General features: G+C 37.6%; 20 protein-coding genes, 2 tRNA genes and 2 rRNA genes. 18 read left to right on the top strand and 6 right to left on the bottom strand.

Annotation, left to right across the window (positions count from 1 at the left end):
* The 8 genes from F0342_RS21320 to tsaD all read left to right on the top strand — a co-directional run.
* Window positions 1-185 (top strand): 23S ribosomal RNA (locus F0342_RS21320); the annotation flags it as partial.
* A 103-nt stretch (window positions 186-288) separates the two neighbouring features.
* Window positions 289-405: ribosomal RNA gene (gene rrf, locus F0342_RS21315) — 5S ribosomal RNA — on the top strand.
* A gap of 92 nt (window positions 406-497) precedes the next feature.
* Window positions 498-571: transfer RNA gene (locus F0342_RS21310), tRNA-Met, on the top strand.
* 77 nt (window positions 572-648) lie between these two features.
* Window positions 649-725: transfer RNA gene (locus F0342_RS21305), tRNA-Asp, on the top strand.
* Window positions 726-892: 167 nt separating this feature from the next.
* Complete coding sequence (gene tsaE, locus F0342_RS21300) at window positions 893-1,348, top strand: tRNA (adenosine(37)-N6)-threonylcarbamoyltransferase complex ATPase subunit type 1 TsaE (protein ID WP_149157841.1); 456 nt, start codon at window positions 893-895, stop codon at window positions 1,346-1,348.
* Window positions 1,345-2,043, top strand: coding sequence for a tRNA (adenosine(37)-N6)-threonylcarbamoyltransferase complex dimerization subunit type 1 TsaB (gene tsaB, locus F0342_RS21295; protein WP_149157840.1), 699 nt, complete (start codon window positions 1,345-1,347; stop codon window positions 2,041-2,043). Before tsaE ends, tsaB begins: the two co-directional genes overlap by 4 nt.
* A 21-nt stretch (window positions 2,044-2,064) precedes the next feature.
* Window positions 2,065-2,502: a ribosomal protein S18-alanine N-acetyltransferase gene (rimI, locus tag F0342_RS21290; protein WP_149157839.1), complete on the top strand. Its 438-nt coding sequence runs from the start codon at window positions 2,065-2,067 to the stop codon at window positions 2,500-2,502.
* On the top strand, window positions 2,499-3,515 hold the full coding sequence (tsaD, locus tag F0342_RS21285; protein WP_149157838.1) for a tRNA (adenosine(37)-N6)-threonylcarbamoyltransferase complex transferase subunit TsaD: 1,017 nt from the start codon (window positions 2,499-2,501) through the stop codon (window positions 3,513-3,515). Before rimI ends, tsaD begins: the two co-directional genes overlap by 4 nt.
* A 348-nt stretch (window positions 3,516-3,863) precedes the next feature.
* On the opposite strand, the gene F0342_RS21280 is transcribed toward tsaD, so the two are convergent.
* Window positions 3,864-5,810 carry an ABC-F family ATP-binding cassette domain-containing protein gene (locus tag F0342_RS21280; RefSeq protein ID WP_149157837.1) on the bottom strand — a complete coding sequence of 649 codons (1,947 nt, stop codon included), beginning with the start codon at window positions 5,808-5,810 and terminating at the stop codon, window positions 3,864-3,866.
* Between the two features lie 189 nt (window positions 5,811-5,999).
* Between F0342_RS21280 and F0342_RS21275 the strand changes: the two genes are divergently transcribed.
* The 3 genes from F0342_RS21275 to tatC are packed head-to-tail and all read left to right on the top strand — an operon-like array spanning window position 6,000 to window position 7,691.
* Window positions 6,000-6,677: a redox-sensing transcriptional repressor Rex gene (locus F0342_RS21275; protein ID WP_149157836.1), complete on the top strand. Its 678-nt coding sequence runs from the start codon at window positions 6,000-6,002 to the stop codon at window positions 6,675-6,677.
* A gap of 54 nt (window positions 6,678-6,731) precedes the next feature.
* Window positions 6,732-6,902, top strand: a complete 171-nt coding sequence (locus F0342_RS21270) for a twin-arginine translocase TatA/TatE family subunit (protein WP_149157835.1) — start codon at window positions 6,732-6,734, stop codon at window positions 6,900-6,902.
* A 15-nt stretch (window positions 6,903-6,917) separates the two neighbouring features.
* Window positions 6,918-7,691 (top strand): twin-arginine translocase subunit TatC, encoded by a 774-nt coding sequence (gene tatC, locus F0342_RS21265; RefSeq protein WP_149157834.1) that lies wholly within the window; start codon window positions 6,918-6,920, stop codon window positions 7,689-7,691.
* A 15-nt stretch (window positions 7,692-7,706) separates the two neighbouring features.
* Here tatC and F0342_RS21260 read toward each other — a convergent pair whose 3' ends face one another.
* Window positions 7,707-7,913 (bottom strand): YdiK family protein, encoded by a 207-nt coding sequence (locus F0342_RS21260; protein ID WP_148971341.1) that lies wholly within the window; start codon window positions 7,911-7,913, stop codon window positions 7,707-7,709.
* Window positions 7,910-8,653: a CPBP family intramembrane glutamic endopeptidase gene (locus F0342_RS21255; RefSeq protein WP_149157833.1), complete on the bottom strand. Its 744-nt coding sequence runs from the start codon at window positions 8,651-8,653 to the stop codon at window positions 7,910-7,912. Before F0342_RS21255 ends, F0342_RS21260 begins: the two co-directional genes overlap by 4 nt.
* A 327-nt stretch (window positions 8,654-8,980) precedes the next feature.
* On the opposite strand from F0342_RS21255, the gene groES reads away from it, so the two are divergent.
* Entirely contained in the window at window positions 8,981-9,268 is a 288-nt protein-coding gene (gene groES, locus F0342_RS21250; protein WP_034766060.1) for a co-chaperone GroES, read from the top strand.
* 56 nt (window positions 9,269-9,324) lie between these two features.
* A complete protein-coding gene (gene groL / locus F0342_RS21245; RefSeq protein WP_149157832.1) occupies window positions 9,325-10,962 on the top strand; it encodes a chaperonin GroEL in 1,638 nt (545 codons plus the stop codon).
* A gap of 82 nt (window positions 10,963-11,044) precedes the next feature.
* Here the strand turns inward: groL and F0342_RS21240 are convergent, their stop codons facing one another.
* Window positions 11,045-12,256, bottom strand: a complete 1,212-nt coding sequence (locus F0342_RS21240) for a site-specific integrase (protein WP_149157831.1) — start codon at window positions 12,254-12,256, stop codon at window positions 11,045-11,047.
* A gap of 292 nt (window positions 12,257-12,548) precedes the next feature.
* On the opposite strand from F0342_RS21240, the gene F0342_RS21235 reads away from it, so the two are divergent.
* Complete coding sequence (locus F0342_RS21235) at window positions 12,549-13,769, top strand: MFS transporter (protein ID WP_149157830.1); 1,221 nt, start codon at window positions 12,549-12,551, stop codon at window positions 13,767-13,769.
* A 50-nt stretch (window positions 13,770-13,819) separates the two neighbouring features.
* Here the strand turns inward: F0342_RS21235 and F0342_RS25570 are convergent, their stop codons facing one another.
* Together F0342_RS25570 and F0342_RS21225 are read right to left on the bottom strand one after the other, a co-directional pair.
* Entirely contained in the window at window positions 13,820-14,698 is an 879-nt protein-coding gene (locus F0342_RS25570; RefSeq protein ID WP_262481845.1) for an aKG-HExxH-type peptide beta-hydroxylase, read from the bottom strand.
* Between the two features lie 247 nt (window positions 14,699-14,945).
* Window positions 14,946-15,167: a response regulator transcription factor gene (locus F0342_RS21225; protein ID WP_149157829.1), complete on the bottom strand. Its 222-nt coding sequence runs from the start codon at window positions 15,165-15,167 to the stop codon at window positions 14,946-14,948.
* Window positions 15,168-15,211: 44 nt separating this feature from the next.
* Between F0342_RS21225 and F0342_RS21220 the strand changes: the two genes are divergently transcribed.
* The 4 genes from F0342_RS21220 to F0342_RS21205 all read left to right on the top strand — a co-directional run bounded on the left by F0342_RS21220 (window position 15,212) and on the right by F0342_RS21205 (window position 20,133).
* Window positions 15,212-16,465: a helix-turn-helix transcriptional regulator gene (locus F0342_RS21220; protein ID WP_149157828.1), complete on the top strand. Its 1,254-nt coding sequence runs from the start codon at window positions 15,212-15,214 to the stop codon at window positions 16,463-16,465.
* Window positions 16,466-16,848: 383 nt separating this feature from the next.
* Entirely contained in the window at window positions 16,849-17,400 is a 552-nt protein-coding gene (locus tag F0342_RS21215) for a DUF6423 family protein (protein ID WP_149157827.1), read from the top strand.
* 80 nt (window positions 17,401-17,480) lie between these two features.
* Window positions 17,481-18,773 (top strand): MFS transporter, encoded by a 1,293-nt coding sequence (locus F0342_RS21210; protein WP_149157826.1) that lies wholly within the window; start codon window positions 17,481-17,483, stop codon window positions 18,771-18,773.
* Window positions 18,757-20,133, top strand: coding sequence for an NAD(P)-binding domain-containing protein (locus F0342_RS21205; RefSeq protein ID WP_149157825.1), 1,377 nt, complete (start codon window positions 18,757-18,759; stop codon window positions 20,131-20,133). The genes F0342_RS21210 and F0342_RS21205 overlap by 17 nt, the downstream gene beginning before the upstream one ends.
* Window positions 20,134-20,135 lie beyond the last annotated feature (2 nt).

Below are 20,135 nucleotides of genomic sequence, written 5' to 3'. Positions count from 1 at the left end.
CTGGGTAGCTATGTGCGGAAGGGATAAGTGCTGAAAGCATCTAAGCATGAAGCCCCCCTCGAGATGAGATTTCCCATCACGTATGTGAGTAAGATCCCTAGAAGATGACTAGGTAGATAGGTCAGAGATGGAAGCATGGCGACATGTGGAGTTGACTGATACTAATCGATCGAGGACTTAACCACAAAGAGTCATTTTTTAAATGAACAACAATTGGTCGGTATTCGGCTTTCTTGATATCAATTCTTTATCTAGTTTTGAAGGAACAACCCTTCAATTAAATATTCGTCTGGTGATAATGGCGAAGAGGTCACACCCGTTCCCATGCCGAACACGGAAGTTAAGCTCTTCAGCGCCGATGGTAGTTGGGGGATCTCCCCCTGTGAGAGTAGGACGTCGCCAGGCGAAATTTTATTTTTTTGCATAATCACTTTATTAGTGAAGCTGCATATAGTAGAATAGATAGTAGTTATCATCTTAAGTAACATTTATATCGTCGCGGGGTGGAGCAGTTCGGTAGCTCGTCGGGCTCATAACCCGAAGGTCGCAGGTTCAAATCCTGTCCCCGCAATACCATTTTTGACTAGGGATAGCATAATCCTTAATGAGTCACGCATGGATAGTTATTTTGCTAGCTCAAAAAACTTTGGTCCGGTAGTTCAGTTGGTTAGAATGCCTGCCTGTCACGCAGGAGGTCGCGGGTTCGAGTCCCGTCCGGACCGCCATTTTTGTTAATTCAAACGAAACTTTGTTTCGTTTTTTTTATTGTCTGTGACCACAACCTTTACTCTCATACCCGAAAAAGGGTAAACTACATATATACATTCTCCCTTAGGGTAACAAATGATCCTAAGGTTTTTTTATACTCTAAATGACAATTGAGGAGATTAACATGAATCAGTTTGAGATCATAACGACCAGTCCGGAGGAAACAGGCCAGTTTGCAGAGAAATTGGCAGGTCATTTGAATCCTGGAACTGTGTTAACATTAGAAGGTGATCTTGGGGCAGGAAAAACGACATTTACCAAAGGTCTTGCCAAGGGCCTTGGTGTCACGAAAACGGTTAACAGTCCCACCTTTACCATCATTAAAGAATATAGGGGCCGTTTGCCTCTATATCATATGGATGTATACAGGTTGGATGATTCCTTTGAAGATTTGGGATTCGATGAATACTTTGAAGGGGAAGGTGTAACCGTCGTTGAGTGGGCTCACTTAATTCAAGATCAACTTCCGGAAGAATTATTAAGTCTATCGATTTACCGGGAAGGCGATTCCACGAGAAGAATCGTATTGAAGCCCTATGGTGATCGATATAGTGAATTGTGTAAGGAGATTGTGTCATGACGATATTATCGATTGATACCTCCAATTATCCGTTAGGCGTTGCGCTTATCGAGGAGGACAAGGTAGTTGGGGAGTACACTACCTATATTAAGAAGAATCATTCAGTAAGAGCCATGCCGGCTATCGAACAATTGTTGAAGGATTGCGGGATTGAGGCGAAACACTTAACGAAGGTTGTCGTTGCAAATGGTCCTGGTTCCTATACAGGTGTCCGGATAGGAGTCACCTTAGCAAAGACCCTTGCATGGTCTCTGGGCATCCCGCTCATTCCAGTATCAAGTCTTGCAGCACTTGCTTCATCTGGACGATATTTTACAGGATATATTGTTCCTTTGTTCGATGCAAGAAGGGGACAGGTGTACACTGGACTCTATGAGTTTCAGGGAGATCAATTAAAAAGTGTGGAAGATGATTGCAACATACTGCTGGAAGAATGGGTGAAGAAGTTAAAAGATTTTAATAAAGATATACTCTTTGTCGGCAATGATGTTGCCCTTCACGAGAGCATGATTAAGGAAGTCCTGGGAGAGCAAGCAAAAATCGCTCCTTTTGTCAGTCATAATCCACGTCCGTCTGAGCTTGCTTTTATTGGTAGTGGTCTGAAAGAGACATCGGCGCATGAAGTGCTCCCTAATTATATACGGATGGCTGAAGCAGAAGTGAAATGGCTGGAATCTCAAAAAAAATCTGAATAGAAAATAAAGGATCGTTAGAATATGGATATACGATTTATGACGGTTGATGATTTAGATGCTGTAATGGAAATTGAAGATCAATCTTTTAGCATTCCTTGGAGTCGGGAAGCTTTCCTGAATGAGATCGAACATAACCACCTGTCTACATATCTCGTTGCCGAGGATGAAGACAAGCTTGCAGGATATTGTGGGGTGTGGCTTGTAGTGGATGAGGCACATATCACAAATGTGGCTGTGCTCCCGGATTATCGGGGGCGGGGTTTGGGAGAAGGCCTCATGCGCAAGATCATGGGTATTGCGATTGAATTTGGAGCTCGTGTGATGACCCTCGAAGTCAGGGTATCGAATACACCGGCACAACATTTATATCGGAAGCTCGGGTTTCAAGATGGAGGAATCCGTAAGCGGTATTATTCTGATAATCAAGAGGATGCTTTAGTAATGTGGGTGAATTTATGAAAAAAGATACGTTTGTATTGGGAATCGAGACAAGCTGTGATGAAACAGCTGTGGCGATTGTAAAAAATGGAACAGAGATTGTGGCGAATATTGTCTCGTCTCAGATTGAAAGTCATAAGCGGTTCGGCGGGGTCGTCCCTGAAATTGCTTCACGTCATCATGTGGAGCAGGTTACATTTGTGCTGGAGGAAGCGCTTGAACAAGCTGGTATGACGATGGACGAAATAGATTGTGTCGCCGTGACGGAAGGCCCCGGTTTGGTGGGAGCCCTTCTGATTGGTGTCAATTCTGCCAAGGCACTGGCTTTTGCTCATAACAAACCTTTGGTGGGTGTCCATCACATTGCAGGACATATTTATGCCAATCGATTAGTGAAAGAGATGAGGTTTCCTCTGCTTTCATTAGTTGTTTCCGGAGGTCATACAGAGCTTGTGTTCATGAAAGACCACGGTTCGTTTCAAGTGATCGGGGAGACCCGGGACGATGCAGCGGGAGAAGCTTATGATAAAGTGGCCCGGACTTTGAGTCTTCCGTATCCGGGGGGACCCCATATCGATCGGTTAGCTCATGAAGGGGAACCTAATATTGATTTGCCCCGTGCATGGCTTGAAGAGGGTTCCTATGATTTTAGCTTCAGTGGATTGAAGTCGGCGGTTATTAACACGCTACACAATGCGAAGCAAAAAGGAGTAACCATTCATCCACAGGATTTGGCAGCGAGCTTTCAAGCCAGTGTGATTGATGTGTTAGTAACCAAAACTGTTAAAGCTGTAAAGGAATATGGAGTGGAACAAGTTTTACTGGCTGGTGGAGTTGCCGCCAATAAAGGCTTGCGTGCTGCCCTTCAAGAAGCATTTGAAGAGGTGGAAGTGGAGTTAATCATCCCTCCGATATCCCTTTGTACGGACAATGCAGCTATGATTGCAGCTGCTGGAACGATTTTATTTGAACGAGGAAAAAGAGGAAGCATGGACATGAATGCTCATCCTGGACTTGATATAGAGAATTTCTAAAAGGGAAAGCTTAGGCGAAACTTCGTTTAAGCTTTTTTTATTGGGTATAGTTATTGTTCTCGGTTTTGTTGATATCTTGTGAGTGAATGAGAGGAGAAAGTAACGAACATACGTTTTATCAACAGACTGTGGATGAAATGTTAGTAACTACATAAATGATGTGTACACTATGTGAAAAACTCTAGTATGAATGACCTATTCTTTGGAAAAGTTTGTGGATAACTCGTGTTGGAATTGTGGATTATGTGGAAAACCTCTGCTTTTAAAGGATGAACGGGATTTGAATTGTGGATAATGATGTGGAATAAGAAAGGATTGGGGTTCGCTAGTTATCCCCAATCCTGTGGATTATTGTTCTTCTTGAAGAATCTCCTCGATTTCTGTCCATTCTTCCAATAGAGAATCAAGCTCTTCTTTTGCTTTTGTGAGGGAGTCATTGATGTCCTGAACCTTTTCATGATCTTGAAAAATATTAGGGTCACAGAGGAGATCCTCTTTTAACTGGATGTCTTCTTCAAGACCTTCCATGAGACCTTCTATTTCTTCTACTCTGCGTTTTCGTTGACGCTCAAGCTTCTTCGCCTCTTTATCGATCTTGTGGGACTGTTTTTGAGTGGTCACCTGTGATGACACTTGTACTCCTTGTTCCATCCGCTCGAGTGCAGCCAATTCTTCCTGCTGTTGTAATTTCTCTACATAATAATCGTAATCGCCAAGGTATTCGGTCGATCCCCTTTTGGAGAGTTCTACAACCTTTGTAGCAATTCGATTGATGAAATAACGGTCGTGTGATACAAAGAGAATCGTCCCAGGGTAGTCAATCAAGGCATTCTCCAGCACTTCTTTGCTGTCTAGATCCAGATGATTCGTCGGTTCATCCAGGATCAAGACATTCCCTTTTTCCATCATGAGCTTGGAAAGTGCCAGACGTGCCTTCTCTCCACCACTCAGTGTGGAAACAGGCTTTAAGACATCTTCCCCTGAGAATAAGAAGTTTCCAAGTACAGTGCGGATTTCTTTTTCCATTTTCATTGGGTATTCGTCCCACAGTTCATTTAAGACAGTCTTATTGGAAGATAGTTCGGCTTGTTCTTGATCATAATAACTAATCGAAACATTTGATCCGAATTTATATGCTCCTTCAAGAGGTTGCAGTTTATTGACCAATGTTTTCAAAAGGGTCGATTTCCCGATTCCGTTTGGACCTACAAGAGCGATACTGTCTCCCTTTTTAACAGAGAAGTCGATGTGAGATGAAATCTGTTCGTCTTTTCCATATCCGATGGTAAGGTCTTGGACGTGAAGAACATCATTTCCACTTGGACGATCAATTTGAAAAGCAAAGTTGGCAGATTTCTCATCACCCAATGGCCTATCCATCTTGTCCATTCGTTCCAGCTTTTTTCTGCGGCTTTGGGCCATCTTGGTCGTCGAGGCACGGGCGATATTCCGTTGAATGAAGTCTTCGAGTTTCGCGACCTCCTGTTGCTGGCGCTCGAACATCTTAAGATCCTTTTCGTAGTCTTCCGCTTTCTGTTCAAGGTATTTACTGTAATTCCCCAGGTATTTCTTGCTTCGGTTCCGGGAAATCTCATACACTTGATTGACGACGCTATCCAGGAAGTACCGGTCATGGGAAACGATCAGGACGGCTCCTTCATAGCTTTGAAGGTACGTCTCAAGCCATGATAAGGTCTCAATATCAAGATGGTTGGTCGGCTCATCAAGAATGAGAATGTCAGGTTTGGTTAAAAGAAGTTTCCCAAGAGCGAGACGGGTTTTCTGGCCACCGCTCAATGTGGATATCTTTGTATCGTAATCAAAATCTGCGAAATTCAATCCGTGAAGAACAGAGCGGATATCCGCTTCATATTGGTAACCACCGGAATCCTTGAACCTGACTTGAAGTTCATCGTATTCTTTTAATACGCGTTGATAGAGCTCTTCTTGTTCATACACCGAAGGATCAGCCATCTGCTGCTCCAATGTTCTTAATTGTTTTTCCTGTCTCTGCAATTCCTCGAAGACGGTCAACATTTCCGACCAAATGGATAAATCAGATTCCAAGCCGGTATTCTGAGCCAGGTATCCAATGGAAACCCCTTTTGGTTTCGTGATGTCTCCGGAATCATAGGAGAGATGACCTGCAATTATTTTTAAAAGAGTCGACTTTCCTGCCCCGTTGCGTCCGACGAGAGCCACCCGATCTCTTGTCTGTATTTCAAGCTTGATATTTGATAGGATATTATCGGCACCAAAGTTTTTCGTTAGTTGATTCACTTGTAGTAGAATCATGACGTTTCACCTCTATTTCATAGTGCTAGTGTACCGTATTTTGGAGGGGGACGGCAATAAATCGACTATTAATCTTCGTACACTTAGGATAAAATATAGTGTATGATGGGTAGTAGAGTATTAAATTCTGTATGCTTTCAATTTTGGAAGCGGTATCAGAGGTTTTGAATAGATGTGGGGGAATACAATATGAACCAGGATACAACGAAAATTCCACAGGCAACGGCTAAGCGCCTTCCGCTATATTATCGCTTTATCAAGAATCTTTACTCTTCGGGAAAGCAGAGGGTTTCATCGAAAGAATTGAGTGAAGCGGTGAAGGTTGATTCTGCCACGATACGCAGAGATTTTTCTTATTTTGGAGCGTTAGGTAAAAAGGGTTATGGATATAATGTCAATTACCTACTATCCTTTTTTCGTAAGACATTAGATCAAGATGCCATTACGAAGGTTGTGCTGATAGGTGTAGGGAATCTCGGTACAGCGTTTCTTCACTATAATTTCATAAAGAATAATAATACTAAGATTGAAATGGCTTTTGAAGTGGATGAAAAGAAGGTTGGGACACAAATCAGCGATGTACCCGTTTTTCATTTAGATGATTTAGAAGAGAAGCTTGAAGGGCATGATATTGAAGTGGCCATTCTCACAGTTCCGGCATCTTCTGCTCAAAATATCACAGACCGATTGGTATCTTCAAATATTAAAGGAATCCTGAATTTCACTCCTGCAAGATTAACGGTGCCGGACCATATCCGCGTACATCATATTGATCTGGCAGTTGAGCTTCAATCACTGGTATACTTCTTAAAGCATTATTCAGAGGATGACACGGAAATGTCACAAGATGGAATCATATCCGAATAGAAAATGATTCGTAAATACGTTATGATAGAATGGTAAAAGAGGAGGTGTCTCATTATGTTAGGTGCAGGTAGTATCGTATTAATTTCGGTTGTTGCTTTACTGATCTTTGGGCCAAAGAAATTGCCTGAGTTAGGGAAAGCAGCTGGTAATACATTACGTGAATTTAAGAATGCAACAAAGGGCTTAGCAGATGATGAGGACGATAATAGTAAAAAAGCTAAGTAGGGTAGGATGAACGCCATGAGTCAAAGTCAAAGAGACATGACAGTCTATGAACATATAGGAGAATTGCAAAAACGACTCATGTTTGTAGTCGTTTTCTTCTTGTTAGCGGTAATCGTGAGCTTTTTTCTTGCGGAACCGTTGATTCGATATTTGCAGCACGCGGATGAAGCGAAAGAATTGACGATGAACGCCTTTCGGATTACAGACCCTCTCAAAATCTATATGGAAATGATCATGTTTATTGCGATCATCATGACATCACCCATCATTCTATTTCAAGTATGGTCGTTCGTAAGTCCAGGCTTATATGAGAAAGAGAGGAAGGTAACGCTTAGTTACATACCGATTTCTGTCATTCTTTTCTTAGGTGGATTGTCATTTTCATATTTTATTTTGTTTCCATATGTTGTGAAATTCATGATGGGTTTATCAACCAATTTGAATATCCAGCAAGTGATTGGAATTAATGAATACTTTCATTTCTTGTTTCAAATAACCATTCCATTTGGATTTCTATTTCAACTGCCGGTTATTATGCTGTTTCTGACACGCCTGGGGATTATTACCCCGATGCTGCTGGTGCAAATGAGAAAAGTGGCGTACTTCGTATTGTTGGTCATTGCGGCCTTCATTACACCGCCGGACATCGTCTCGCATTTAATGGTAACCGTTCCTTTGCTGCTTCTTTATGAAATCAGTATTTGGATTTCTAAAATCGGATATAAAAAGGTTTTAGAAGCAGAACAAAAGCTTGAAATGGAACAGTTCGAGGATATAAATAAGGATTGATCAAATGATCAATCCTTATTTTTTATTCTCTATTTTCTTTTTGATTTTGAAATGCAACAACACCATCCGCAACCCTGAACCAAAATCAAGGGTTGCCAGAAAAACGAGCATATAAGTGAAAAATCCCCAACCATCATCCTGTACATTTTGTACAGCAAAGTATGTGAAGAGCACACCGAGAAGGAGATAGATCACGCCTGAGAATAATGGTGACCTCCTCATAAAAATAATCCTCCAATAAATCCTTGTATTTGTTCAGCTTCGTTGATCATTTTTTCAATTTCATCCTTATAGATAGATTGCATTAGAACGACCGTTGTATTCATGGCAACATGGGCAAATATTGGAACCAGTATCCGCTTCGTTTTGACATAAAGAAACGCAAAGGTAAAGCCCATGGCAGAGTACAAGGTCACATGCTCAGGCTCAAAATGAGAAAGGGCAAAAATAACAGAGCTGATTAATGCGGCGAAGAAGAAGTTCATCTTCTCATAAAGAACACCGAAGATAATCTTTCTGAATACAATCTCTTCCAGTATAGGTCCGATGATTGCAGCGACCATCATGGATAGAGGTACCTTTTCAATAATGCTGATAATCATCTGAGTGTTTTCAGATCCCATCTCGATTCCAAGCGCATACTCGACTTGTATGGCGACGGATTGAGCAATGAACGCCATAAAGATCCCGACCACTGCCCATACAATGGACCCCCCTGCATTCATGGGAGCGGTTCGTTCAAGTCCTGTGCTTGTTTCACTTTTCCTTAGAATGCCCCATACAACAAGCAGGGTTAACGTAAAGCTGATCACGAGCCAGTATCCCGGAACAACACTCTTAACTGTATCTTCGGGTTGACCAAGCACATCTACACCAATCTTAAATAATAAGGGGATGCCTACAACACTTGAAAGCTGCATGACAATATAGGTAATTAAGATATATCCGAAATGTTTTTTCAACGTATAATCTCCTTTAGCATCTGTTCGATGAGGAATAACCTCATTTCATCTTGAACTCACTCTTGTACAATTCTACTAAGAAAAGAGGAACTGTTCAAATCTAAGGGTTTTGTTAGAATTGTCACACTTCAATCGATTTATGTAATAAAGCCATATGAGGAGGCATAGTATAGGAAGGTGTGAAAAAAAGAGAAATATGACGAAAAAAAATTTAAGCAGGACTCTTGCAAAATGAAAACGAATTAATTAATATAATAGTTGTGTTAGCACTCACAACGATCGAGTGCTAATAAATTTCATTTACATAATTCAAGGAGGTTGTTTCACTTGTTAAAACCACTAGGTGATCGCGTCGTTATCGAGCTAGTTGAGTCAGAAGAAAAAACAGCAAGCGGTATTGTGCTACCGGATTCCGCAAAGGAAAAGCCACAAGAAGGTAAAGTGATGGCTGTAGGTACTGGTCGCATTCTTGACAACGGTGAGCGCGTTGCTCTTGAGGTAGCTGTCGGCGATCGAATCATTTTCTCTAAATACGCTGGTACAGAAGTGAAATACCAAGGCACAGAATACCTGATCCTTCGTGATAGCGATATTCTGGCTGTAGTTGGCGAATAATCAAACTTCGTATATAAAAACCAATACTTTATTTAAATAAGAGGAGGACTTTATCAATGGCTAAAGATATTAAATTCAGCGAAGAAGCACGCCGTTCCATGCTTCGCGGTGTAGATCAATTAGCAAATGCAGTAAAAGTAACTCTTGGACCAAAAGGACGTAACGTGGTACTTGAGAAAAAATTTGGTTCACCACTTATTACAAATGATGGTGTTACGATTGCTAAAGAAATCGAACTGGAAGACGCATTCGAAAACATGGGTGCAAAACTGGTTGCTGAAGTAGCAAGCAAAACAAATGAAATTGCCGGTGACGGTACAACGACTGCAACGGTCCTTGCTCAAGCGATGATCCGTGAAGGTCTTAAAAACGTTACAGCTGGTGCTAACCCTGTCGGAGTTCGTAAAGGTATCGAAAAAGCGGTTCAAGCGGCTATCGAAGAATTAAAAGTGATCTCAAAGCCAATCGAAGGCAAAGATTCCATCGCTCAAGTTGCGGCTATCTCAGCGGCTGACGAAGAAGTAGGTCAACTGATCGCAGAAGCAATGGAGCGCGTTGGTAACGACGGTGTTATCACAATCGAGGAATCTAAAGGTTTCACAACAGAGCTTGACGTGGTAGAAGGAATGCAATTCGACCGTGGATATGCATCTCCATACATGGTGACTGACTCTGACAAAATGGAAGCTGTTCTTGAAAATCCATACATCTTAATCACTGACAAGAAAATCGGTAACATCCAGGAAGTACTTCCTGTTCTTGAGCAAGTTGTACAACAAGGTAAGCCACTATTAATGGTTGCAGAAGATGTTGAAGGTGAAGCACTTGCAACGCTTGTTGTGAACAAACTTCGCGGAACATTCAACGCTGTTGCTGTTAAAGCTCCTGGCTTCGGTGACCGTCGTAAAGCAATGCTTGAAGACTTAGCGGTTCTTACAGGTGGAGAAGTGATCACAGAGGATCTTGGACTGGATCTTAAATCTGCAAACATCACTCAACTTGGCCGCGCTGCGAAAGTAGTCGTAACGAAAGAAAACACTACTGTAGTAGAAGGCTCTGGAGATCCGGAAAAAATCGCAGCTCGCGTAAACCAAATCCGTGCTCAATTAGAAGAATCCACTTCTGAATTCGACAAGGAAAAATTACAAGAGCGCCTTGCTAAGCTTGCAGGTGGAGTAGCAGTCGTGAAAGTCGGAGCTGCAACTGAAACTGAGCTTAAAGAGCGTAAACTTCGTATCGAAGACGCATTGAACTCTACTCGTGCAGCAGTAGAAGAAGGTATCGTTTCCGGTGGTGGTACTGCCCTGGTGAACGTATACAATAAAGTAGCATCAATCGAAGCGGATGCAGATGTGGCAACTGGTATCAACATCGTGCTGCGTGCTCTTGAAGAGCCAATCCGTCAGATCGCTCACAACGCTGGATTAGAAGGTTCTATCATCGTAGAACGCCTGAAGAAAGAAGAAGTAGGTGTCGGTTTCAACGCAGCTACTGGTGAGTGGGTAAACATGATCGAAAAAGGTATCGTTGATCCTACAAAAGTAACTCGTTCTGCACTTCAAAACGCAGCGTCTGTAGCAGCAATGTTCCTAACTACTGAAGCAGTAGTAGCGGACATTCCTGAAGAAGGCGGCGGCGGCATGCCAGACATGAGTGGCATGGGCGGTATGGGTGGTATGGGCGGCATGATGTAATCTGCCCCCTCAACCCTTGATAGATAAGGATTTGTTGGTAAGGTGAGAGTGGTTTGCTAACATTTTGCTAACATTGAGGATATTAATGGAGGCTTCTCATGAGTTCGCTGAACTTTTGGGAAGCTTCTTTTTTCATTTCATGGGTTACGTGGAGATACACATTTTTAGTAATTTGATCATCTGTATGACCGAGCCGATCCATGATTTGTTCAAGCGAAACACCGGCTTCTGCTAAGAGAGACGTATGCGTATGTCTCAAAGAGTGTGGTGTTAATGATGAATTTAAATCGGCCATATTAAGTAGTCTCTTCATTCTGTTTTGTACAGTCTTAATGACAATTGGATAACCGAATTTTCTTTCCATCTTCGCGAATATAAAATCTTGATCGTAGTAACCTTTCCCTATTCTCTTAATTACTTCATTTTGAACTTCCTTATGTTTCATTAAAGCTCCAATTACTTCTTCATCTACAACAATTTTTCTCCTTGACTTTCGGGTTTTCGGTGTCACTAATTGATACTCTAAGGTATTATTATTGGGATTGTAATAAGTCTTGGTGATACTTATGTTGTGGTTTATGAAGTCCACATCCTTCCACTTAAGAGCAACTAGCTCTCCAACCCTTATTCCTGTATAGGCTAAGAGCAAAAACACCAGGTAATCATGTTCAAGCCCACTATTTTTGGCTGTTTCTAAAAACAAGGCGAGCTCTTCTTTTTCAAGGTACTTTGGAATTTCCTCTTCCTCTAACTGTTCAATCGTTTTCTTATCTTTTTTTACATAAGCAAACTCGGTAGGGTCTTTCTTAATTAGCTCCAGTTCGAGTGCCTTTCGGAATATCATTCTTCCTGTTCTGTTAATTCCATCCCTGGTACTATCAGAGTAACCTTGGTCTTTTAGGTCGTTTAAAGCATCTTGATACATCTTTCTTGTAATGTCTTTTAATTTTAGTTGAGCAAAGTAGGTCAACAATTTTCCAATCTCATGGAGGCGTACACGAATAGTTCCGGGCTTTACATCTTTTGAATCACTATAGACGGGAAGCCACTCAGCTGCAAAATCACTGAAGGTTTTATCTGTTTCCTCTAAATATATTCCTTGGTTTACTTCATGAATTAGAGTGGCAGCAGCTTCTTCAGCCTCCTGTTTAGTAATAAAACCGCTCTTTACTTTTTGTTTTCTTTTTCCGGTGATTGGATCTAGTCCAATATCAATGGTAAAAGCCCACTTTGAGCCACAAATGCATTTTTTCTTTTTGCACTTGCAACCTCTTCTGTAGAAATGTCCTCTCATATCATTGATTTACCTCTCTTTCTTATAATGATTTGCTTCAAAATAACATTATGTCCATTCAAGAAGAAATAATTCGAGAAAATAATAAAGAGAAGTAAAAGTCTAAGGCATTAGCAAAACACAAGAAAATTGCAAATAATAACTTGTTATGGGATAATTAGGATAATAAAAACCTGAAATCTATACCCCTTTTTAGGATAGAAAGGATATACCCCGATGTGAATTCTTAGTTACTAGTTAAAATGATAAAACTAAATAAATTTACTATTGGTAGAATAAAAGGGGTATAAAAATGTTTAAAAATAGGTCGTTTAATTACTTATGGATAGGTCAATCAATAGCAGACATAGCAGACGTTTTTTATATAATTGCAACTATTTCTATACTGTATAACTTATCACAATCAGCAACTTTAACTGCAATGGTTCCACTTGTAATTACTAGTGCAATGTTTATCTCTGGAGTTATTTCTCCACTATTAATAGATAAATATATTATTAATAAACTTTTATTTGTGACTCAGTTAATGAAAACAGGTTTATTGTTAGTGTTATGGTGCTTTTCTTATTACATTTCCTTTGACTCAATATTTCTACTGTTAGTTATAGTCTTTCTGATTGGGTTATTAGATGGGTGTGCTAACCCATTAAAGAACTCACTAGTGCCTATTCTTGTTTCTGAAGAACAGTTGGTAAAGGCTAATAGTTTAGTTTCTGCCCTATATCAAACAATCAAATTAGGTAGTTGGCCAATTGGTAGTATTTTATTGGTGTTAATTGGATATAAGTTAGTAATATTAACAGTTTGCGTCTTATATCTTTTTTCATCTATTTTAATTGGATTGATAGAAAATGTAAAAAAAGTAGAACAGCCATTAACAACTAGTAAAGGAACACAGTTAAAAGAAGGTTGGATATTAATTTGGAATAATAAAAGACTGAGAACATTAATCAGTATGGATATCATGGAAACTATCGCAAGTGTTGTCTGGATTGCAGCAATTCTATATATCTATGTTGAAGAAGCGTTAGGTGTGGATAAAGAATGGTGGGGATATATTAACGGATCATTTTTTCTAGGTTTGTTTGTAGGGTCTTTATTTTCCTTAAAGAAAGACAAATTGTTGGAAAGATATTCTTATAATTTCATCTTATTAGGAACAAGCCTAAGTGCGGTATTAACATTGTTTTTTGGTAATATCTCAATACCTATTTTAGCTTTAATCCTATCTGGTATGATAGGTTTATTTTCACAACCTAAAGATGTGTCTCAGCAAACTATACTACAAAAAAGCACAACAACAGATTTATTACCTAAAGTTTTCTCAGCCCAAATGACGCTCGTAACAAGTATTTTTGGTGTTACTTCATTAGTCTTTGGTATCATTGTTGATAAATTTGGCATTCATTGGGTTTTCAATATCTCAGGAGTTTTATTATTATTAGTAACACTTCTAGTAATAAAGTCCAGAGATACCCTAGTATTAAGCAAGATTAAACAATTACACCTATAAAAAAATTTAGAACTCATTAGTTTTCTAATGAGTTCTATTTTCTGGAAAATTTAGTTATTAAGAGAATACGTAATATCCTTAAAATTCGGATTATCTACAAATTTTCTCATTAAATCTAAAGTCAGTAATCCTTGTTCCCCTAAAAACTTCTTTTTTAGGTTTACTTCATCTAGGGTTAACTTTAAGTTTTCTAAGTATTGTTTAGACTTATTTTTGTCATTTAACATAAAATAAAGATGCATTATACCAATTGAGACTCCTGCAGCATGAAATGATCTGTCTAATGGCCGTTTCATTTCTAATATTGTTGAGGTTACAAGTGCTTCTTCAGTGGCACAGTCATTTGCATTAGGAAACATACAATTTACCATATCGTCTAAAAAAATACTTTGATGAATAAACTCATGGTAGACCGCTTCTGCATAGTCAACTATTGTCCAATCTGATTGTGGATTTAACCATATTAGTCCTAAAACATTTGAAACAGATCCCCCGCCAAAGAGGTCTTTCTTTAATATTAAGAAAGTACCAACAAGAGTGTTTATTGTAGCATGAAGGTTAGGGTGGAGAACCCTTATTAATTCAATTGCCTTATTTAAATTCTCTCTAATAAATTGTTGTTCGTCTGCGGAATAAATGTGTTGTTCATTTTCTAGATCACTTTGGTCAATCATACCTAATGATAATAGTTTATTTTGTAAGGCTTGGTCAAAAAAGGTGATATGCATTTCATCGTTAGAGTAGGGAACAGGAACATCCTGAAGAAAGTTGATTGATTCAAAATAACATTCTTTGATAAATAGATTTTTTGTTAGCTTATAGTCTAATTCTTTTTCGCAATACTCTTTAAGTATATTTATATTTCTTTCAATGTTTGATTTGGTTAAGAAAGGTAAAAGAATCTTTTTCTCAGTAAGTATTTGGTTCATAAATAGTTCCTCCTTTAAAGAATTCCCACCATCCATAGATAGTGGGAATCATAATTTGTTATTTTGCTAGGTGAATTTGCATGCGAAGTGGCTGTACTACTACTGACATCTTTTCATCTTTTAGGTAGTGATTGATATAACGTTTGATATTTGCTTCGTTTTTTAAACTCATTTTAATTTCCCCCCTTCCTATGGTTAAATTATATTTTGTTGTCAGAATTTTTTGTACTACAATAGATTGCAAATTTTATGAAAATGTTTTTTCTTTCAACAATCCAGAACGATAGGCTTGAATTCCTAGTTCTACTCGGGTGGAGATGTTCCATTTGTTTTTTATATTCGATATAATTTCACCAACTCTTCTTTTACTAACGAAGATTGTATTAGCGATTTCACCATCTGTTTTACCTTCACTGACTAACTGAGCAACATAAATTTCTTGACTAGATAAGTTAATATTTTGCTGCATATTATCTTTTTCACCTCATTAGAATATTTTAAAGGGAGAATCTTATGGAATTAGGAAAAAGAGTATTTTTTTACAGAAATAAAAAACAACTGACACAGAGCGAACTTTCCAAAGGAATTTGTTCAACAACTTATTTAAGTAAAATTGAAAATGAAAAGATTAATCCTAGTGATGAGATTCTAGAGCTATTGTGTGAAAGATTAGGTATAACTGTAGTGCAAATACAGCAGGACCCTGATAAGCTCCTTAGTGAACATATTTTAAAATGGTATAGCAATATAAAAATTAATGACATTAAGCAAATGCATGAAGATTACAAAGAATTAAGAGAAAAAGTGGAGTCAATTGATTTATCTGTTAAGGCTCTTTTTAAGCTATTCGAATTTAGGTATCTTATACAAACAAAACAAACCAATAAAATTGATAAAGATAAACTAAATCAATACAAAGAATTGATTAGTATTTTAGAGTATCAATATAGATACTATTATTATAAATTTTTAGGTATTTATTATTATATAAATAACCAATTTAAGAGTTCGCTAGAGCAGTTCCAAAAGAGTAAGAAAATACTTGAAGAGCTAGAAATGGAAGATCCTGACTTATTTTACCAACTTTCACTTGTGACAAGTAGATTAAACAATTCACCATTATCTTTAATATATGCCTATAAAGCACTGGAAGGATTTCAAAAAAAATTTAACTTCCAACGGTGTTTAGAATGCAATTTATTACTGGGTATTAACTTAAATGATATGAACAACCCTGGGGAAGCTATATCATTAATGAAAAATGTTATTGAAAATAACAATGATAATAAAGTTCCTCAAGACTTTAAGTCGAAAATTTTACATAATATAGGTTACAGTTACTTTTTACTAAAAGATCTTGACCAAGCAAAATCCTATTTCAGAAGAAGCTTGGAACTCAAAAAGAACGCGTCTCAGCAACTAAATTCTTTTTATATGATCTCTTTATTAATGATCTTGACTAAAGAAAAGGATGTAATAAAAATTTATCAGCATATTGAATCTGGGATCAAGTTAAGCAGATCAGTGAAAAATAAAGTATATGAAATTAAATTTTTTTTGCTTAAGTATAAAACGGAAGAAAAAGTAATTTCTAAAGAATACATAAGTTATTTAGAAAAATGTGTAGTTCCTTATTTTGAAAGTAAGGAAGATAAGAAATTCACGTCTGAGTTATTCACAGAGATAGCTTATTATTACCAATCAATTTATCAATATAAAAAAGCTAGCTTTTATTTTGAAAAGCTGTTAACTTTAAAGACCTTTTAAAAAAGAACGCCAAAATATGGCGTTCTTTTTCTATATAATTTATGTTTGAGTTGTTGAAGTAGGATCTGGATAATCTTGATCACTAGAATAAAGATTAGAACTATTAAAGTTGAAAGCAGAAAGTACTAGTCCAGTAATTAGAATTAACTTCAAAATAGTTTTTCTCATTTTTTACCTCCAATGTAAGTATAATTACACTGGAATTTTACAGTAAAATTAGTACAAATGGAAGGGGTGGTGGGTTGATAAAGTTCAGAGAAATTCTATTGTTAATTAATCAAAAATTCGAATTATTTATCAATACAAAGGTTTATTAGCCTGTGTTAGATTGAATATAAGGTAAGTAGTGGTGGAAAAACATAACATTTTTGGAGGGAATACTTATGAGAGCTACTGATGTTCATATGTCTGCAGCAATTGATGAAGAAAGAAGAATAGTACTTGTTACTGGGAGTATTGATACAGATGAGTATCAAATTATTATGCGTGTGCCATTGCCAAGCGCTGGTGAATGGACACTAATCAAAGCTGAAACGAATTTAACTGATAATCCATGGTTAGCGTGGCAAATGAAATTAGGTGAAGGTATCTCTATTCCAATGAAGGATGGAAAACCTGAACTACTAACTTCTAGAAACTATGGTTACACTCGTTACATTCAAGAATCAAATAGCGTGATTTTCCATGGTGGAGGTCATGAAAACAATGGTGAAGTTAGACCTGGTGAGCCTATTCTTAAGTTTGCAAAGATTGAAACTGAAATGCCAGAGATCATTGCAGCCCACTCAAGAATGGTTCCTGAGGATTTACCGGAGTTTGATAACATGATTCAAAACGGTAACTTCAAGGATTCTTATCCTAAAATGGAGGTTATTACTCCAGTAACAGAACTTTCTTTGCCAGAAGTATTTGTTAAAGAACAGTTAGTTAAGTAACCTTAATACTTATCTTGTTTTAAATAAATATCCATCACTACTTATCTGTATCTTAGTTAATAAAAACAGGAAGTGAAAAAATGCTTAATATCTTTAAGGACAAGAATTTCAGACTATTGTGGCTTGGTCAGTTTTTAACCATATTTGGTACTAGGTTTTCTGAACTGGCTCTGCCTTGGATCGTGCTGAACGCAACAGGTTCTCCTTTAAAAGTAGGATTAGTTATTATTTGCCAACATATTGGACCTATGATTCTTGCAGTACCTGTAGGGAATTGGGTTGAGAATAAAAATAAAAAAATAGTATCACTTTTTGCGGATTTCACCCAATTCCTTGCAGTTGCTATCTTGGTAGTGGCTGCATTTTTTGATAATTTGACCTTACCTATAATAGGAGGGCTGTTGTTTTTACTAGGGATGGCAAGCTTATTTTTCAGGGTAGCTTTTAATTCAATGCTTCCAGCAGTATTTGGTCGAGAGCGACTTGTAGATGTACATAATTCATTTGAAGGGGCAGATGCGGTTAGTACTTTAATTGGGCCAATTTTAGCAGGGTTGAGTATTAGCTTTATTGGAGCGGCCTGGACTCTCTCAATTGACGCGCTTTCATTTCTTTTATCTTTTTTAACTATTTTATTTATAACTTACAGTTTTGATCCTATTGAAAAGGAAAAAAAATCTCAAGAATCCATTGAAGGAACTAAAAAGCTAAAGGGTTCTTTTTTGGAAGCATTTGATGGGATTAAATACTTATTGGGTAATAAAATTCAAAGATTGTTAACACTTACTCAGTTCACACTATATTTTTCAACAATCTCTGTTGGCTTACTTGTTTTAGTATTGACTAAGCAAGAATTAGAGTTAAATGCTACTCTAGTCGGAATTGTCTTTTCAAGTGCAGGATTAGGAAACCTTCTAGGGGTAGTAGTTATGGCTAAGGTAAAGCAGATAGGTTGGGGGAAATTACTAGGTTCGATTTTTATGGTTTCATCCTTGGGAGTATTTCTAATCACTATCTCATCCAGCTTCGGCATTTTTTGTATAGGTATGTTCTTTTTTGATGGAGCGCTCTCAATGGCATTTGTTTTATATGGAACAGCCAGGCAGTCAATAACACCTGATAGACTTTTAGCGAGAGTTGGAAGTGCAGGGGTCATTGTTAGTAGTGGAACTATTCTCTTCGCAACAAGTTTTTCAAGTACCTTGGCAGAGTTTATAGGAAGTAGAATTCCTTTAGGTATCACCTCTGCACTAATTTTTACAACAGGATTATTTTATATTTTCAACCGGTCATTAGATAAACCAATCTCAAAAGTGGAACCAATAGAGCTAGAAAAGAAAAAGGAGGAGGTATTATATGAAGTATATAAATGATTGTGATTCTGTCTTAGGGCCAAGTATTGACATCAGTTTAATGGAAGAAAAAACAAAAGATAGGTCCTTCACAATAAAACATTTACCATATTTAAGATCGATAGACGAGGTACCTGAAACTACAGAGTTAGTTATTGTTGGAGCTGGATTAGCTGGAATTACCCTAGCAGCTCGTGCATGGCATCTCGGATTTTCTGAGGAAAAAATAGCAATACTGGATACTAATGAAATGTTTGCAGAAAATTTCTATAAACGAACTAAGAATGTTAAACAAAAAGTAATGAGAAGTTCATATATTCATCATTTGGCTCCATCTGAAGATTTATCCTTGGCAGATTTCGGAAGGCTTGCTATTGATGAATTAAGTGAAATCGAAAAAAAACAGCTTCATTTGGCTAGAATGAGTGAAAGGTCATTACCGCCATTAGATTTGTTTTTATCTCATGTTAACCATGTGGTTAAAGCTCATAATCTACATAATAGAGGCTTTAAATTCGATTTAGCGAAAGTAGAACAAAATACCGATGGGACTTGGACGTTGATTAGTAAAAGCGGAAGTTCAATAAAAACAAAATATGTAATATTAGCTTTAGGTCAAAAATCTAAAGAAGTTCAATACAGTAACTTAGTTATCAATGCATATGAAGCTGATATAAGCAGCTACTTAAACAATGAAAGTAATACTGTGAGTGTTATTGGTGGTGGAAATACAGCCGCGCATATTATTCTTGAATGTCTGAAGAACGGTAAAAGGGTTAATTGGATTATACGAGATGAAGAAAGGTATGCTTGTACAGATATTCCACACAAATATTGGAGAGATGAAGGCTTTCTACCATATATGAAATTATCATTATCTGAAAGAATAAATAAAATTAAAGAAATCTATAAGGGAAGTGCGATGCTAGAACATTATGAAATCTTTCAAGAGTATAAAGAAACGAAGCAATTAAACATTATTGAAGGGGAAGGTATTATAGATATTTCCGAAGACAATAAAAAACATAAAACAATAAAACTATCAAACGACATAGAGTTAAGTAGTGATCTTGTTATTAGTGCGATAGGATTAGCTATTTCAAGTTTTCCAGAGTTTACAAATAGTGAATATGATCTCTTCAATGACTTTCCAGTTCTTTCAGATGAAACACTAGAGCTTAAACATAATAAAAACATATTTGTTGCTAGTTCACAAAGTGCATTAAGCTTAGGCCCTGCTGCAAAAAATATTGACGGTGCAAGAATTTCTGCTGAAAGAATATTTAGTGAGATAGCTATGCGTGAAGGGATAATAAATAAAAAAAATAAAAAGTTAAAGAAGTTAACCAATTGGAGTCGCATTAACCCAGTAACAAATTAAAA

It is taken from the genome of Bacillus sp. CH30_1T, from assembly GCF_008364765.1.
Lineage (GTDB): Bacteria > Bacillota > Bacilli > Bacillales > Bacillaceae_B > Rossellomorea.
This window is presented reverse-complemented; position numbering and strand designations above follow the sequence as displayed.